The organism is Rudaea sp. 3F27F6 (assembly GCF_005503555.1).
Taxonomy (GTDB): Bacteria; Pseudomonadota; Gammaproteobacteria; order Xanthomonadales; family Rhodanobacteraceae; genus Rudaea.
Genome location: NZ_SCNG01000001.1, coordinates 1171254 through 1186459, shown reverse-complemented (window position 1 = coordinate 1186459; position 15206 = coordinate 1171254). Strand labels below are relative to the sequence as shown.

The following is a 15206-nucleotide window of genomic DNA, read 5'->3' as shown; positions in this document are numbered from 1 at the left end:
AATGGACATGCGGCAGCCATGCGGGCCGCCGTTCGATGGTCCGCAATACTGCAAACGTTTCGTTCCCGGATGGCAGCCCGCCACAATGCCCGCCCGCACTTTTGCGTTGAAGAAAACTCCGCCGGCCATGCCCCAACGTCGGAATGTGTATCGTTCCCTCGGCGCCGCGACCTGTCTGTGCCTTTCGGTCGCGGCGTTGCCGCTGCATGCGCAGTCGTTCTTCGGCGAGTATCGCGACGGCACGCTGTGCCGCGCCGGCGAAACGATCATGTTTGCCTGCGACTCGCGATCGAAGAAGATCGCCGTTTGCGCCCGCGCGGACAGCCACTCCGCTTTCGCCGGCCTGCGCTATCGATTCGGAACGGGCGAGCACCTCGATTTGGAAGTCCCCGGGACGAGCATGCCGGTTGCGTCCTACGCTGCCGGCAATTCTCTCGGCGACGGGCACAGAGGCACGCTCGTCTATCTGAGCTTGAAGAATGGCGATACGACTTATTCGGTCTTCACGCAAAGCATTGCTCCGGACTACCGTGGCGAAGGCGCCGAAGAAAACGGTGGCGTGCTGGTAGAGCAACGCGGAAAGCCGATGGCGAAGCGCATGTGCGACAAAGACAGGCAAGTCCTTGCCGGCATGATGCTCGACGTCCGGTTCTTTGGTGTCGCGGTGCCGCGCGACGAGAAAGGCTTGAAGATATTCCCTGAATATCGTCCTTGAGGTTTCCGTCCGTCCGCGCCGCGCGCGCATGGATATGTTCAAACAGGGGACGTGGTCGACGAGCCTGCGAGCGCCTACGACCTCGGCGCCGGATGGCGTGAGCTTCCTGAGTAAATTCAGCGCGCCAATGCCGATTCGATCGCGCGCTGTGCCAGCGGCGTCATCAGCGCATATCCGGCCGCGTTCGGATGCAGGCCGTCGTCGGACAGTTCCTTCTTCAGTGCGCCGCGCGCATCGACCAGCGCGGCGTAGTAGTCGAGATAGACCGAGTTCTTGCGCTGCGCATAGGCTTTGATCCAGGCGTTCAGTTCGACGATTTTCTGCGGACTGCGCCGAAACGTTCTCGGCTCGACATAGTCGTTCACCGGCAGCAGCGAGGCGAGCACGACCTTGATCCCGTTGGCTTGCGCAAGTTCGGTCATCGAAGCCAGATTGTCTTCGATCATCGCGAGCGAACTCGGCCCGGTCTTTCCGGCAAGGTCGTTGCTGCCGGCGAGGATGACCACGGCGCGCGGCTTCAGCGCGATCACGTCGGCGCGGAAGCGCAGCAGCATCTGCGGCGTGGTCTGGCCGAAGATGCCGCGGTTGACGTAGGGCATGCCGGGAAAGAAGCTGCCGGCGCGTCGCGGCCAGCCTTCGGTGATCGAGTCGCCGAGGAACACGACGCGCGCCTCGCCGGGCTTCGGCGCGCCGATTTGCGCATTGCCCTCGCGGTAGCGCGCGAGCTGCGGCCAGTCGGCGAGGCGCTCTTCGTATAGGCGCAGCCGCTCGGCGGGCGGCTGCGACGTCGGATCGATCGCGGCGGCCGGCATGCACGCCGCCGCGGTCAAGGCGCCGGCAAACAGATGAAGTAGAGACGAGGCACGATGCCGGCGATTCACCGTGCCTCCTTCGCCCGCGCCGGTCAGAAGTCGACGCGGCCGGTGAACTTCACCGTGCGCGGCTTGCCGTAGCCGAGATAACCCGAGCCGACCGCGCTCCAGTAGCTCTTGTCGGTAAGGTTCTCGACATTGAGCTGCAGGGTGACTTTCTTCTCGAACCATTCCGTCGTGTAACGCGCGCCGGCGTTGAACAGCGCGTAGTCGGGAATGTAGCCCTGGTTGAGGTTGTTTATCGCACGCTTGGCCATGTAGTACACGCCAGCGTTGAAGCTCCAGCCGGCGAGCGCCTCGGGATGATAGTCGGCGAACAGGCTCGCGGTGGTGTCGGGCGTGTTCTCGGGCTTCTTGCCGATCAGGGCCGTGTTCTGCGCCTTGCGCAGCTCGGCGTCGAGGAACAGCGCCGAGGCGTAGATCGACCACTCCGGCGTCAGTTCGCCGTTGGCCGAGAAGTCGATGCCCTGATAATGCGTGCGGCCGTCGAGCACGTAGACATTCGAGGTATTGAGATAGGCCGAGCCGCGCTCGATCTCGAACAGCGACGCGGACACCGTGATCCCCGAGATCACTTCGCTGCGCACGCCGAGTTCCTTCTGCTTGCTCACCGCGGGCGACAGCACGACGCCACTGTTCACCGCGGTGATCGGCGCGGTGCCGGTTTCTTCGAGGCCTTCGATGTAGTTCGCATAGATGCTCGTGTCCTCGCGGAACTTGTAGATCACGCCGACCGAGGGCGAGGTCTTCTCGACTTCGTACAGCGGTGAGCCGGTCGACGCGTTGCGATACTTGGTGCGGCGCGCACCGGCGAGAATCTGCCAGTCCTCGCCGATGCGGATGCGGTCGAACACGTAGACGCCGCGGTCGCTGATGTCCTGCGGGCGGTAGGTCGGGGTGATCGTGTAGTACGCCGGCGGCAGCACGACCGGGTTGTACATGTTCTGCGCGATGCTGTAGGTCTGCTGGGTCGGATTGTTCTGGTTGCGCAGGTTCTGCATCGCGCCGAACGAGAGTTCATGGTCGAGGAAGCCGGTCTGCACGCGCCCGTCGATCTCGGCGCGCGCATTGTTGTTGATGTACTTCTGCCCGCGCGCGATCGATTCGTTGAGCGTGCCCGCGCCGGTGGCGATGTTGTACTTCTGCATCGAAGTGAACGAGCGTGCGTCGCGGTCGGTTTCGGCGCGGCCCCACTCGAACACCGCCGCCCAGGTGTCGGAGAGCGTCCAGTCAAGGCGGCCGAGCATGTTCTCCGAACTGGCCTTGCTCTTCGCCCAGGTGCCCGAGATCAGCTTGCTCGAATCGGGAATGCGCGGCAGCGGAATCTGATTGTTGACCGCCGGCAGCAGTGCGATCGAGGCGTTCTCGACCAGGCGCTTGGAAAAATTCTCGTAGTCGAGCTTGAGGCTCAGGCGGTCGCTGAGGCGCCAGTCGAACGCCGCGGCGACGAGACTGCGGCTGCCGGACTGATCGTCGGCCGCGGCCTGCAGCTTGCCGCTGGCGACATTGACGCGCAGGCCGTAGCGATTGTCTTCGCCGAAGCGGCGGCCGACATCGAGCGCGCCGACGACTTGGCCGTTCGAGTCGGTCGACAGGGTGAACTGATCGATCGGTTTGTCGCGCGCGCGCTTGGTCACCATGTTGATGATGCCGGCCGGACTGGTGAAACCGTAGTAGAGCGCGGAAGAGCCCTTGAGCGCTTCGACGCGCTCTTTGTCTTCCATCGGCATCTCGATGAGGTTGTTGACCGGCAGCGCGCCGTTGAGGCGGTAACTCGTGCGGTTGTCGATCGGGATGCCGCGGATCGCGAGGTTCTGCGACACGGTGTCGTTGACCTGCGCCTGGCTGACGCCGGCGGTGTTCTTCAGTACGTCGAACAGATTGCTGACCGCCTGCGCGTCCATGACCGCGCGCGGCAACACGTTGATCGACAGCGGCACATCGAGAATGCTCTGGTCGCGGAACGCGCCGACCTGAGACGTCTTGGTCTGGAAGCCCTTGCCGACGTCGGCGGTGACGCTGATCGTCTCGAGCCGGTGTTCGTTTGCGTCGGCGGACGTTTTCGCCTCGCCGCTTTGTGCCTGCGCGTCCGCCGCGGCCGCTGCGTCGTCGGCGCGCGCCTGCGCGCAGACGAGGGCAAGGGCGACGCACAGCGGCAGCGCGGTCAGTCTGTAGCCTGTCGAATTCATCTCAAGTTCCCCGGTCGTGAAAGTAAAGGAAGGCAGTCCGATCGCCCGAATCTTGCGGCCTGATCCTTGAGTGCGCGGGTTGTCCCGTCATCTGTACGTCACACTCGGGTTTCGATACTATTGTATTTTGAAATGAAAAAAAACAATTATTTTGAGATGGATTCACGTACAATCGAACGAAGTCAATATGTAGACTGACGAGTCATTGTATTGATCTACTTATTTATACAACATCGACCGTTCCTAGGATGCCCATGACCGCAGCTTCGTTTCCCCTGATCGACCTGGCCGGCGCGCCGCACGCGCGCGGCCGCGCCTACGGCGCCGCGGTGCCCGAGCGCATCGCGCGCAGCGTCGCCCTCTATCGCGGCCAGATGCAGCGCCGCGGGGTCGACGAGGCCGAGCAGCACCGGCTCGCGCGCGGGTTCGTGCCGACGATCGAAGCCTACGATCCGGCCTATCTGGAGGAAATGCGCGGCATCGCCGAGGGCGCCGGCGTCGCGCTCGAGGACATCGTCATCATCAACTGCCGCACCGAGATGATGTTTGGCTACGAGACGCTCGGCAAGGCCAAGCTGAAACCGTCGCGCGAGCCCGACGACGGCTGCACCGGCCTGGTCGTCCTGCCCGAAGCGACGCGCGAAGGCCGCCTGATCCACGCGCACAACTGGGATTGGCGTGAGGAGTGCGTGGATACCGGCGTGGTCCTGCGCATCCGCAACGACGACGCGCCCGACATCCTCGTCTTCGCCGAGGCCGGCGCGCTGGCGCGCCACGGCTTCAACGGCGCCGGCGTCGCCATCACCGGCAACTTCCTCATGTGCGAACGCGACTACGCGCAGCCAGGCCAGGCGCCGCTCGCGCTGCTGCGGCGCAAGCTGCTCGAATCGCACAACCTCGCCACGGCGATGGGCCAGGTGTTCAACAAGTCGCGGCTGTGCTCGAACAACCTGATGCTGAGCCACGCCGACGGCGAGGCGGTCGATCTCGAATGCGCGCCCGACGAAGTGTTCTGGATCGTGCCCGAGGACGGCGTGCTCGTGCACGCGAACCACTGGGTCAGCCCGATCGCCCAGGTCAAGCTGCGCGATCTCGGCCTGCGCAACAATCCCGAGTCGATCTACCGCCAGCGCCGCGTCGCCGCTGCGCTGCGCGCGAAGCGCGGCGATGTCACCGTCGATGACATCAAGACGGCGTTGTTCGACGAATTCGGCAAGCCGGACAGCGTGCTGCGCTCGCCGAAGCCGGTCAGCTTCGACAGCATCTCCGCGACCGTCGCGACGACGATCATGGACACGGCGGCGCGCACGATGTGGATCGCGCGCCAGCCCTATGTGAGCCGCGTCTTCGCCGAATACAAGCTGTAAGCTCGGCGCCGTGCTGATCTACGCCGCCAAGCGCCTCTTGCTCGCGATCCCGACGCTGGCGATCGTCGCGGTCGCGGTGTTCGCGATGCTGCATTTGCTTCCGGGCGACCCGGCCCAGCTCATGCTCGGCGACATGGAAAGCCCGGAGGCGCTCGCGCGGCTGCACGCCGAACTCGGCCTCGATCGGCCGCTGACGGTGCAGTTCGCGATGTGGATCGCGCGCGTGCTGCACGGCGACCTAGGCGTGTCGATCGTGCAGCAGCGGCCGGTGCTCGACATGTTGCTCGGCTCGTTCGCGGTGACGGCGTCGATCGTCGTGCCGGCGGTCGTCATCGCGGCTCTGCTCGCGATCCCGCTCGGCATGCTCGCGGCGTGGAAGCAGAACACCAAGGTCGATGCGGCGTTGATGACGCTGGCGATCGTGTTCCTGTCGATCCCGAGTTTCTGGCTCGGCCTGCTGTTCCTGATGTTCTTCGGCCTCAAGCTCGACCTGTTTCCGGTGGTCGGCTACGTCTCGCCGCTGGAGAATTTCCGCGAAGGCATCAGCTATCTGATCATGCCGGTGATGTCGCTCGCGCTGATCGAAACCGGCGTGATCGTGCGCATGGCGCGCGCGAGTACGATCGAGGTGCTGCGCCTGGAGTACATCACCCACGCGCGCGCCAAGGGCCTCGCTGAAACGACGGTCGCCCTGCGCCATGCGCTGAAGAACACGCTCGCGCCGACCTGGACTGTGATCGGCCTGACCCTCGGTTCGCTGCTCGGCGGCGCGGTCGTCACCGAAACCGTGTTCACGATCCCCGGCATCGGCCGCCTGCTCGTCGACAGCATCTTCGCGCGCGACTATCCGGTGGTGCAGGGCGCGCTGCTGTTCATCACCGCGATCTACGTCGGCGTGAATCTGCTGATCGACCTGTCGTATCCGCTGTTCGATCCGCGCGTGCGGCTCTCATGAGGACGTCGTCATGAGCAGACTGCTGCGCCGGCCGAACGCGAAAATCGGCATCGCGCTGATCGCCGTCATGCTGGTCGCCGCGGCGTTCGGCGTGATCTACACGCCCTACGATCCGATCATCAACAACCTGCACGCGCGCCTCGTCGCACCGTCGGCGCAGCACTGGTTCGGCACCGACGAATGGGGCCGCGATGTGTTCAGCCGCCTGCTCAACGGCGCGAGCGTGAGCGTGTTCGTCAGCTTTGCCACCGTGCTTTTCTCGGTCGGCATCGGCGCTTTGATCGGCGCATTGACCGGCTACTTCGGCGGCTGGGCCTCGCGTCTGGTCATGTTGGTGATCGACGCGTTGCTCGCGTTTCCGTCGCTGATCATGGCGCTCGGCGTGATCGCGGTGTTCGGCGCGTCGAGCATCGGCGTGATCGTCGCGCTGAGCCTCACCTATATCCCGGCCGTCGCGCGCGTCGTGCGCGCCAACGTGCTGAGCCTGCGCGAGAAGGAATACGTCGAAGCCTCGCGCGTCATGGGCAACGCGGAAATCTACACGATGCTGCGCCACGCGCTGCCGAACGCGGTCGCGCCGATCATCGTGCTCGCGACCGCGCTGTTCGGTTGGGCCCTGCTCGCGGAAAGCGCCTTGTCCTTCCTCGGTCTCGGCGTGCCGCCGCCGGCGTCGAGCTGGGGCGGCATGCTCGCCGACAGCCGCAACTACGTCGGCGAGGCGCCGTGGTTGGCAATCGCGCCGGGTCTGGCGATCTCGCTGTCGCTGCTCGGCGTCAACCTGTTCGGCGACGCGCTGCGCGACGAGTTCGATCCGCATATGAAGAATCTGGTCTAGCCCGCGATGAACGCAGCGACGCCCATCTCCGCGCCTGCGACTGACGGCTCCAAGGGCCCGGTCCTCGCCATCGAGCATCTCGATATCGGTCTGCGTAAACCCGGCGGCGACACCCGGCGCATCGTCATGGACGCGAACTTCTCGATCGCGCCGGGCGAAATGCTCGCCCTGGTCGGCGAATCGGGCAGCGGCAAGACCATGATCGCGCGTGCGGTGTTGCGTCTGCTGCCGCCCGGCGTCGTGCCGTTGGGCGGCACGATCCGCTACGCCGGCGAAGACCTCGCCCGGCTCGATGCCGCACGGCTGCGCGCGCTGCGCGGCAACGCGATCGGCATGGTGTTCCAGGAGCCGATGGTGTCGCTCAATCCGGCGCTGCGCATCGGCGTGCAGATGACCGAGGGCCTGCGCCTGCATCGCGGCCTGCGCTACGACGCTGCACGCAAGCGCTGCCTCGAACTGCTCGAACGCGTGCGCATCGCCGATCCGCTCGCCTGCCTCGACGCCTATCCGCACCAGTTCTCCGGCGGCATGCGCCAGCGCATCATGCTCGCTTCGACTCTGGCGATGGAGCCGCGCCTGCTGATCGCCGACGAGCCGACCACGGCGCTCGATGCCATCGTGCAGAAAGAGGTCATGGACATCATGGCTCAGCTCACGCGCGAGATGGGCACGGCTGTGCTGCTCGTCAGCCACGATCTCGGCATGGTCGCGCGCTATGCGCAGCGCGTCGTCGTGCTCTGCCGCGGCGAGACAATGGAGATGGGCGAGACCGGGCGCGTGATCGCCGATCCGCAGCACGAGTACACGCGCAAGCTGCTTGCCTCGCTGCCGGCGCGCGCGGAACGCTGCCGCACGCCGACGCCGGGCGAAGCGCTGGTCGAGATCCGCGACCTCGACGTCGATTTCGGCAAGCCGTCATCGCCGTTCGCGTTCTGGCGCAAGCGCGAAACCTTCCGCGCGGTGCGCGGCGCGAATCTCGACCTGCATGCGGGCGAAACGCTCGCCGTCGTCGGCGAATCGGGCTCGGGCAAGACCACGATCGGGCGCGCGCTCGTGCGCTTGGTCCGCGAGAGCGGCGGCCGCATCCGTTTCGAAGGCCGTGACATCACCGCCTGCGGCCGGCGCGAGCTCGACGCCTATCGGCTCAAGTCGCAGATGGTGTTCCAGGACCCGTATTCCTCGCTCGATCCGCGCATGCGCTTGGTCGAGATCGTCGCCGAAGGGTTGCGCTGCGTGCCCGCGCTGTCGAAACAGGAGCGCCGCGCGCGCGCCGCGGCGATGCTCGCCGAAGTCGGCCTGCCGGGCGATTTTGCCGAGCGCTTTCCGCACGAACTGTCGGGCGGCCAGCGCCAGCGCGTCTGCATCGCGCGCGCGATCGTCGCCGGGCCGCGCTTCCTCGTCGCCGACGAGGCGGTGTCGGCGCTCGACGTCACCGTGCAGAAGCAGGTGCTCGCGCTGCTCGAAGACCTGCAAAGAAAATTCGGCTTCGCTTATCTGTTCATCACCCACGACCTCGGCGTGGTCGAGCAGATCGCCGACCGCGTCGCGGTGATCTATCGCGGGCGCATTCTCGAAACCGGCCCGCGCGACGCGATCTTCGCCGATGCGCGCCATCCGTACACGTTGCGCCTGTTGCAGGCGACGCCGCGCATCCGCCGTATCGAGGGCGGCGCGGGCTACCGGCTCGAACAGCACGAAAGCCGCGCGCAGCCGCCGCCTGAGGGCTACGTCTACTTCAATCACGGCAGCCTGCCGGGACAACCGCTCAGCGCGGGCGAACCGCAGATGCTCGCCGTCGGCCCGAATCACTATGTCGCCTGCGCCGTGGGCGCGGCGCAAACGCAAGAGACCTCCACATGAACGAACTCCCCGAACTCTGCCGGCAACCGAAACAACTGATCGACAACGTCTGGCGCGGCGGCACCGGCGAGGCGCTTGTCGAACTCGTCAATCCGGCCAACGGCGCCACGCTCGCGCGCTATACCGGTGCGTCGGCGGCCGATCTCGACGATGCGCTCGTCTCGGCGCAGAAGGCGTTCCCGCTCTGGCGCGCGACGCCGGCGTTCAACCGCGGCCAGATACTGCGCCGCGCGGCGGCGCTGATGCGCGAGCGCATCGAGACGATCGCGCGCGTGCTCACCCAGGAAGAGGGCAAGCCGCTCGCCGAAGCCCGCAGCGAGGTGCAGATCACCGCCGACATGTACGACTGGTTCGCGGAGGAAGGCGTGCGTGCTTACGGCCGCATCATTCCGCCGCGCGCGCCGAATCTGCAGCAGCAAGTGCTGCACGAACCGGTCGGGGTCAGCGCCGCGTTCGCCGCGTGGAATTTCCCGGCGCGCAATCCCGGCTACAAGATCGCCGCCGCGCTCGCCGCGGGCTGCCCGCTGATCGTCAAACCGGCCGAAGAGACGCCGCTAACCTGTCTACTGCTCGCCCAGGCGCTGATCGACGCAGGCATGCCGCCCGGTGTCGTCAACGTCGTCTACGGCGATGCGCCGGCGATTTCCGAACATCTGATCGCGAGCGATGTCGTGCGCAAGGTCTCGCTGACCGGCTCGACGCGCGTCGGTCGCGTCCTCGCTCACCTTGCCGCCGAGGGCATAAAGAAGCTCACGCTTGAACTCGGCGGCCAGGCGCCCGTGCTTGTTTTCGACGATGCCGATCTCGATGCGGCGATTCCGCTGCTGATCGCGTCGAAGTTCCGCAATGCGGGCCAGACCTGCATCTCGCCGACGCGTTTCTTCGTCCAGGAAAATCTCTACGAAGCCTTCATCGATGCCTTCGCCAAGGCTGCGTTCGCGCTCAAACTCGGCGACGGCCTCGCCGCGGACACGGCGATGGGCCCGCTCGTGCGCACGCGCCGCGTCGCCGACGTGCAGGCTTTTCTCGACGACGCCAAGGCGCGTGGCGCGCGCATCTTGCGCGGCCGGCCGGCGGCCGACGCGAACGGCGCCTTCCTCGCGCCGAGCGTCGTCGCCGATCTCGACGACGAGGCCAAGCTGATGCGCGACGAGCCGTTCGGCCCGGTGATCGGCGTGACGCCGTTCAAGACGCTTGACGAAGCGGTCGCGCGCGCGAACCGCGTGCCCTACGGTCTTGCCGCGTATGCGTTCACGCGCTCGCTGCGTAATGCACACGCGCTTGCCGAGGGCCTCGAAGCGGGCATGATCGGCATCAATACCTGCAAGATTTCGTATCCGGAAACGCCGTTCGGCGGGGTCAAGGCGTCGGGCTACGGTTCGGAAGGGGCGATCGAAGGGCTCGACGCTTTCCTCGTGACGAAGTCGGTGAGCCTGGCGTACTGATTCGCCAGGGCGGTGGCTAAGGCGTGCTCGCCGCTTCCCATGCGGCAAGCGTGCGCAGCGCATCGGCGGCGCTGCCGCCGCACATTGCCGGCTCAGGCTTCAGGCTGCAACACACGGCGGGCCGTTCTGGCTTGCCGAACAGCAGGCAGCGGTTGCCCTCGTCGAGTTGCACGCAGCGCGCGCCGGCCGGTTTGCCGTTCGGCATGCCCGGGATCGGCGACGAGATCGACGGCGCGATACAGCACGCGCCGCAGCCGGCCCGGCAGTGCATCGGTTTCAGTCCGTCGCGCGCAGCGGCAGTTCGCCGCGCAGCTCGGCGTAGACCGGATCGGTCTCCGGCCGCGTGCCGTGCCAGATCGAGAACGATTCGGCGGCCTGTTCGATCAGCATGCCGAGGCCGTCGAGCGCTTGGCCCGCGCCTGCGGCGCGCGCCCAGGCGACGAAGCCGAACGCGGCGGCGCCGTAAGACAGGTCATAGCAGAGCGCGCGTGGCGCGACCAGGCCGAACGGCAACTCGAGACGGCTGCCGCCGACGCCGGCCGAGGTGGCGTTGACGATCAGATCGAAGCTGCCGAGGTCGCCCAGATCGTGCCAGTAGCGCGTGTGCACGCGTTCGGGATCGCGCACCGAATCGGCGAGCGCATCGGCGCGCTCGGCGTTGCGGTTGACGATGACCAGCTCGCCGATGCCGGCGTCGAGCAGCGCATGCGCGGCCGCGCGCGCGGCGCCGCCGGCGCCGAGCAGAAGGGTGCGGCGCGCACGCAGATCGAGGCTGTGGCGCTCGGTCAGATCGCGGATCAGGCCGGGGCCGTCGGTGTTGTCGCCGTGCCAGGCGTCGTCGACGCGCGACAGCGTATTCACCGCACCGGCGCGCCGAGCGAAATCGGAGGTCTGCGCGCTCGCACGGAACGCATCCTGCTTCAGCGGCAGGGTGATGTTGGCGCCGCGCCCGCCTTCGTCGGCGAAGCGGGCGAGCGTCGCCGCGAACGACTCCGCCGGCGTTTCGATCGCGACGTAGCGCAGCGCCGTGCCGGTTTGCCTGCCGAACGCGGCATGGATGCGCGGCGACAGCGAGTGGGAAATCGGCTGGCCGAAGACGGCGTAGTTGGGCGGGGGCATGGTGTTGCGTCCTCGGTGCTGCTTCTTTTATTCATCATGCCCGCACAGGCGGGCATCCCGTTTCTGCTCTTGCCGCTATCCGATCAAGCCGTCGTACAAATCACGCCGCTGTGGATTCATGGCGGTGATCGGACTCCATTTCCACTCCTGTCGCCACATTCCCAATGCCTTCCGCGCTGGCGCGCCGGGTCCGAGGTTTTGTGCAGTTCAAGCCGGGCCAGGCACCGGCTCACTCTTTCAAATACCGCACCGCATCGAGAGCGAAGTAGGTCAGGATCGCGTCGGCGCCCGCGCGCTTGATCGCCGTCAGCGATTCGAGCACGACGGTTTTTTCATTGAGCCAGCCGTTCTGCGCCGCGGCCTTGAGCATCGCGTATTCGCCGGAGACCTGATAGACGAAGGTCGGCGCGCCGAAGCGGTCCTTCACGCGGCGCACCACGTCCAGATAGGGCATGCCCGGCTTGACCATCACTGCGTCGGCGCCCTCGGCGAGGTCAAGCTCGATCTCGCGCAGAGCCTCGTCGCTGTTGCCGACGTCCATCTGATAGGTGTGCTTGTTGCCCTTGCCGAGGCTGCCGCTCGATCCGACCGCGTCGCGGAACGGGCCGTAGAAGCCCGACGCGTACTTGGCCGAATAGGCGAGGATGCGCGTGTGGATGTGCCCCGCCAGTTCGAGAGCGGTGCGGATCGCGCCGACGCGGCCGTCCATCATGTCCGACGGCGCGACGAAATCGAAGCCGGCCTCGGCCTGGGCGAGCGACATTTTCACGAGCGCTTCGATCGTCGGCTCGTTCATCACATAGCCGGTCTCGTCGATCAGGCCGTCCTGGCCATGCGTGGTGTACGGATCAAGGGCGACGTCGCCGATCAGACCGAGGTCGGGATAGCGCTTCTTTAGTGCGCGTGCGGCGCGCTGGAACAGGCCGTCCGGATTCCAGGCCTCGCGCGCGTCCTCGCTCTTGACCGCGTTACCGGGCGAAGGAAACAGCGCCAGGGCGGGAATGCCGGCCTCGACGCATTCGCCGGCCAGTTTCTCCAGCTCGTCGATCGACAGCCGCGCGACGCCGGGCATCGGCGCAATCGGCTCGCGCTGGCCTTCGCCCTCGATGACGAAGGCGACCATGATCAGATCGCTGGCCAGCAGGGTCGTTTCGCGCATGAGCGCGCGCGAAAACGCGTCGCGGCGCATGCGGCGCGGGCGGGTGGCAGGGTAGGACATGGTTTGACGTTACCTCGTACAAGAACGCACACGATAATCCAAGCGGCGCGGCGGCGGAATCGGGCAAGCGGTCGCAGCTGCCCGGAAAATTCCCGAAATTATTCAGCACGGATTCCGACACGTCGCGGCATACTTCACAAAAGTCCGGTATTTCATGATTATGCCGGTCTTTTCCAGAGTACGAATTACAAGTTCCATATAACCTCTTGGAAGAGGTAATAAAAATGCTGACCCCGGTCGTAGTATTGGCGCTGCTCGGCGCCACCGTTCTGCTCTTCCTTGCCTCGGTCAAACGCATCCCCGAAGGCCAGGCCTATACCTTGCGCCGCGTCGACGGCCATATGCGCACGCTCGGTGCCGGCACGCATCTCGTCCTGCCGCTGCTCGAACGCGTCGCGCACAAGATTCGCTTGTTCGGCAACGTCGTCGAGATCGGTCAAGTCGCCGCCCCGGGTCAGCGCGAGCTGCGTGGCAAGATTTACTACCAAGTGCTCGACGCCACGCGCGCCGACGCGATCATCGATGAAGTCGGTTCGCGGGTGCGCGAGCGTCTGCCGCAGCTGATCGCGAACGCACCCGCGGAAGACACCGCGGCGCGCAATCAACACCTCAAGACCGAATTGAACCGCTCTCTGCGCGAGCGCGGCCTGCTCGTCACGCGCGTTCAGCTCGCCTAACCGCAGCTCGGGGCCTTCGCGGCCCGTCGGGCTATTCGTTTCTTTCGCCAAAGGGCGCGCTGATTGCGCGCCCTTTGCTTTGTGCGCGGCTCTTACGAGAGATTGCGGCCGTGGAACAGCTCTTCGATCTCGCGCTTGAGCAGAGATTCGATGCGCAGCCGCTCTTTGAACGACAGATCCTTCGCGTGCGCCTCGAACAGGTAGGTTTCGAGGTCGAATTCCTTCACGTGCATCTTCGTGTGGAAGATGTTTTCCTGGTACACGTTGACGTCGAACATCTCGTACTTGTTGCGGATGTGCTTGGCCAGGTATTCCTGGATCGAGTTGATGCGGTGGTCGATGTAGTGCTTCTTGCCGCGCACGTCGCGGGTGAAGCCGCGCACGCGATAGTCCATCGTCACGATGTCCGACTCGAAGCTGTCGATCAGGTAGTTCAGGGCCTTCAGCGGCGAAATCACGCCGCAGGTGGCGACGTCGATGTCGGCGCGGAACGTCGCGATGCCGTTGTGCGGATGCGTCTCCGGATACGTGTGCACCGTGATGTGGCTTTTGTCGAGGTGCGCGACGACGCTCGCCTCGTTGTGCTCGACCATGGCATCGGCAATGATTTCGCGCCCGGCATCGCGCTTGTCGATCACCGGCTCCTCGGAAATCAGGATCGTCACCGACGCACCCTGCGGATCGTAATCCTGGCGTGCGATGTTGAGGATGTTCGCGCCGATGATCTCGGCCACGTCGGTCAGGATCTTGGTCAGGCGGTCGGAGTCGTACGCTTCATCGATGTACTCGATGTAGCGGTCGCGCTGCTCCTTCGTCACCGCATAGCAGATGTCGTAGATATTGAAGCTCAGCGCCTTGGTCAGATTGTTGAAGCCTTGCAGCTTCAGACGCGGAAGGGGCTTGACCATGGTTCGTTTCCTCGCAGGGCACCTTGGGGGCGGTGAAGGGGGCGCATTATGGGCCAAGATCGTGACGGGCGAAACCGTGTGCCAAATCGAGCACGAAACGGGCGTCCCGGCGGGGGCTGGAACACCTGCGCAGGCCGCTCCGCACCGCGATTCCGTGAACTGTGCGGCACCCTGGGGCATTGCCGATGGTTTCACCCATAACATTTTTCTACACAGATAACTTTCGCCGCTTTTTTTCGTCTAAGATGCAAACGGTCGATCCGGGAGCCTTGTTGAAATCGCCTTGCGATTCAAGGGACGATCGGCGATTCGTGAGCAACCCTTTAAAGAATGAGGTCGAGCGTGCCCCAGCCCTTGCGTTACACCCTGCAGAAAACCGTAGCGCGTGTGCAAACTCCACCCGCACTGGTTCTGGACCAGGCAGCCCTCAATCGGTTCCTCGAGGACTGTCACCTGCGTCACTACCCGCGCAAGACGGTGATCATCCGACCGGGCGATTCGGCGAATATTTTGTACTTCATCATCGACGGCTCGGTCACCGTTTCCTCGGAGGACGAGGAAGGCCGCGAACTGATCCTCGCCTACATCAACGCGGGCGAGTTCATCGGCGAGATGGGCCTGTTCGTCGAGACGCCGCAGCGTGAAGTCACCGTGCGCACGCGCACGCCCTGCGACCTCGCCGAGATCAGCTACGAGCGTCTGTTCCAGCTCGCCGAGGGTCCGCTGCGCGAGGATCTGCCGAAGATCCTGTTCGCGATCGGCACCCAGCTCACCAACCGCGTGCTCAATACCTCGCGCAAGGTCAGCCGCCTCGCCTTCATGGACGTGACCAACCGCGTCGCCAAGACCCTCATCGATCTGACCAGCGAGCCCGACGCGCTCTCGCATCCGAAGGGCATGCAGATCCGCATTTCGCGTCAGGAAATCAGCCGCATCGTCGGCTGCTCGCGCGAGATGGTCGGGCGCGTCCTCAAGCAACTTGAAAGCCAGGGCATGATATCGGTGTCCGGAAAGAACATGGTGGTGTTCGACTCGCGCTGAAGCG

General features: G+C 65.3%; 14 protein-coding genes. 8 read left to right on the top strand and 6 right to left on the bottom strand.

The genetic code is table 11. The features are described 5' to 3' along the window. Position 1 precedes the first annotated feature (1 nt). Entirely contained in the window at positions 2 to 715 is a 714-nt protein-coding gene (locus tag FFS30_RS05115) for a hypothetical protein (protein ID WP_171014423.1), read from the top strand. Positions 716 to 831: 116 nt separating this feature from the next. Here FFS30_RS05115 and FFS30_RS05110 read toward each other — a convergent pair whose 3' ends face one another. Continuing rightward, the gene (locus FFS30_RS05110) at positions 832 to 1527 is read right to left on the bottom strand and encodes an SGNH/GDSL hydrolase family protein (RefSeq protein ID WP_137912590.1); all 696 of its coding nucleotides are present in this window, start codon (positions 1525 to 1527) and stop codon (positions 832 to 834) included. A 92-nt stretch (positions 1528 to 1619) separates the two neighbouring features. Continuing rightward, positions 1620 to 3776, bottom strand: coding sequence for a TonB-dependent siderophore receptor (locus FFS30_RS05105; RefSeq protein WP_137912000.1), 2157 nt, complete (start codon positions 3774 to 3776; stop codon positions 1620 to 1622). Between the two features lie 254 nt (positions 3777 to 4030). Here FFS30_RS05105 and FFS30_RS05100 point away from each other — a divergent pair, with 254 nt between their 5' ends. Genes FFS30_RS05100 through FFS30_RS05080 form a run of 5 tightly spaced genes read left to right on the top strand, consistent with a single transcriptional unit; the run spans position 4031 to position 10238 of the window. Further along, the gene (locus FFS30_RS05100) at positions 4031 to 5143 is read left to right on the top strand and encodes a C45 family peptidase (protein WP_137911999.1); all 1113 of its coding nucleotides are present in this window, start codon (positions 4031 to 4033) and stop codon (positions 5141 to 5143) included. A 10-nt stretch (positions 5144 to 5153) separates the two neighbouring features. Next, complete coding sequence (locus FFS30_RS05095; protein WP_137911998.1) at positions 5154 to 6098, top strand: ABC transporter permease; 945 nt, start codon at positions 5154 to 5156, stop codon at positions 6096 to 6098. A gap of 10 nt (positions 6099 to 6108) precedes the next feature. Then, the gene (locus tag FFS30_RS05090) at positions 6109 to 6933 is read left to right on the top strand and encodes an ABC transporter permease (protein ID WP_249352180.1); all 825 of its coding nucleotides are present in this window, start codon (positions 6109 to 6111) and stop codon (positions 6931 to 6933) included. 6 nt (positions 6934 to 6939) lie between these two features. Further along, on the top strand, positions 6940 to 8793 hold the full coding sequence (locus FFS30_RS05085) for an ABC transporter ATP-binding protein (protein WP_137911997.1): 1854 nt from the start codon (positions 6940 to 6942) through the stop codon (positions 8791 to 8793). Next, entirely contained in the window at positions 8790 to 10238 is a 1449-nt protein-coding gene (locus FFS30_RS05080) for an NAD-dependent succinate-semialdehyde dehydrogenase (RefSeq protein WP_137911996.1), read from the top strand. The genes FFS30_RS05085 and FFS30_RS05080 overlap by 4 nt, the downstream gene beginning before the upstream one ends. A gap of 16 nt (positions 10239 to 10254) precedes the next feature. Here the strand turns inward: FFS30_RS05080 and FFS30_RS05075 are convergent, their stop codons facing one another. The 3 genes from FFS30_RS05075 to hemB form a co-directional block, all read right to left on the bottom strand. Further along, entirely contained in the window at positions 10255 to 10509 is a 255-nt protein-coding gene (locus tag FFS30_RS05075) for a YkgJ family cysteine cluster protein (RefSeq protein ID WP_137911995.1), read from the bottom strand. Positions 10510 to 10514: 5 nt separating this feature from the next. Beyond that, positions 10515 to 11357 (bottom strand): shikimate dehydrogenase, encoded by an 843-nt coding sequence (gene aroE, locus FFS30_RS05070; RefSeq protein WP_137911994.1) that lies wholly within the window; start codon positions 11355 to 11357, stop codon positions 10515 to 10517. A gap of 229 nt (positions 11358 to 11586) precedes the next feature. Continuing rightward, the gene (gene hemB / locus FFS30_RS05065) at positions 11587 to 12576 is read right to left on the bottom strand and encodes a porphobilinogen synthase (RefSeq protein ID WP_137911993.1); all 990 of its coding nucleotides are present in this window, start codon (positions 12574 to 12576) and stop codon (positions 11587 to 11589) included. A gap of 224 nt (positions 12577 to 12800) precedes the next feature. Between hemB and FFS30_RS05060 the strand changes: the two genes are divergently transcribed. Beyond that, on the top strand, positions 12801 to 13253 hold the full coding sequence (locus FFS30_RS05060) for a hypothetical protein (RefSeq protein ID WP_137911992.1): 453 nt from the start codon (positions 12801 to 12803) through the stop codon (positions 13251 to 13253). A gap of 92 nt (positions 13254 to 13345) precedes the next feature. On the opposite strand, the gene speD is transcribed toward FFS30_RS05060, so the two are convergent. Continuing rightward, positions 13346 to 14161 carry an adenosylmethionine decarboxylase gene (speD, locus tag FFS30_RS05055; protein WP_137911991.1) on the bottom strand — a complete coding sequence of 272 codons (816 nt, stop codon included), beginning with the start codon at positions 14159 to 14161 and terminating at the stop codon, positions 13346 to 13348. A gap of 405 nt (positions 14162 to 14566) precedes the next feature. Here speD and crp point away from each other — a divergent pair, with 405 nt between their 5' ends. Next, positions 14567 to 15202: a cAMP-activated global transcriptional regulator CRP gene (crp, locus tag FFS30_RS05050; RefSeq protein ID WP_137912588.1), complete on the top strand. Its 636-nt coding sequence runs from the start codon at positions 14567 to 14569 to the stop codon at positions 15200 to 15202. Positions 15203 to 15206: the final 4 nt, after the last annotated feature.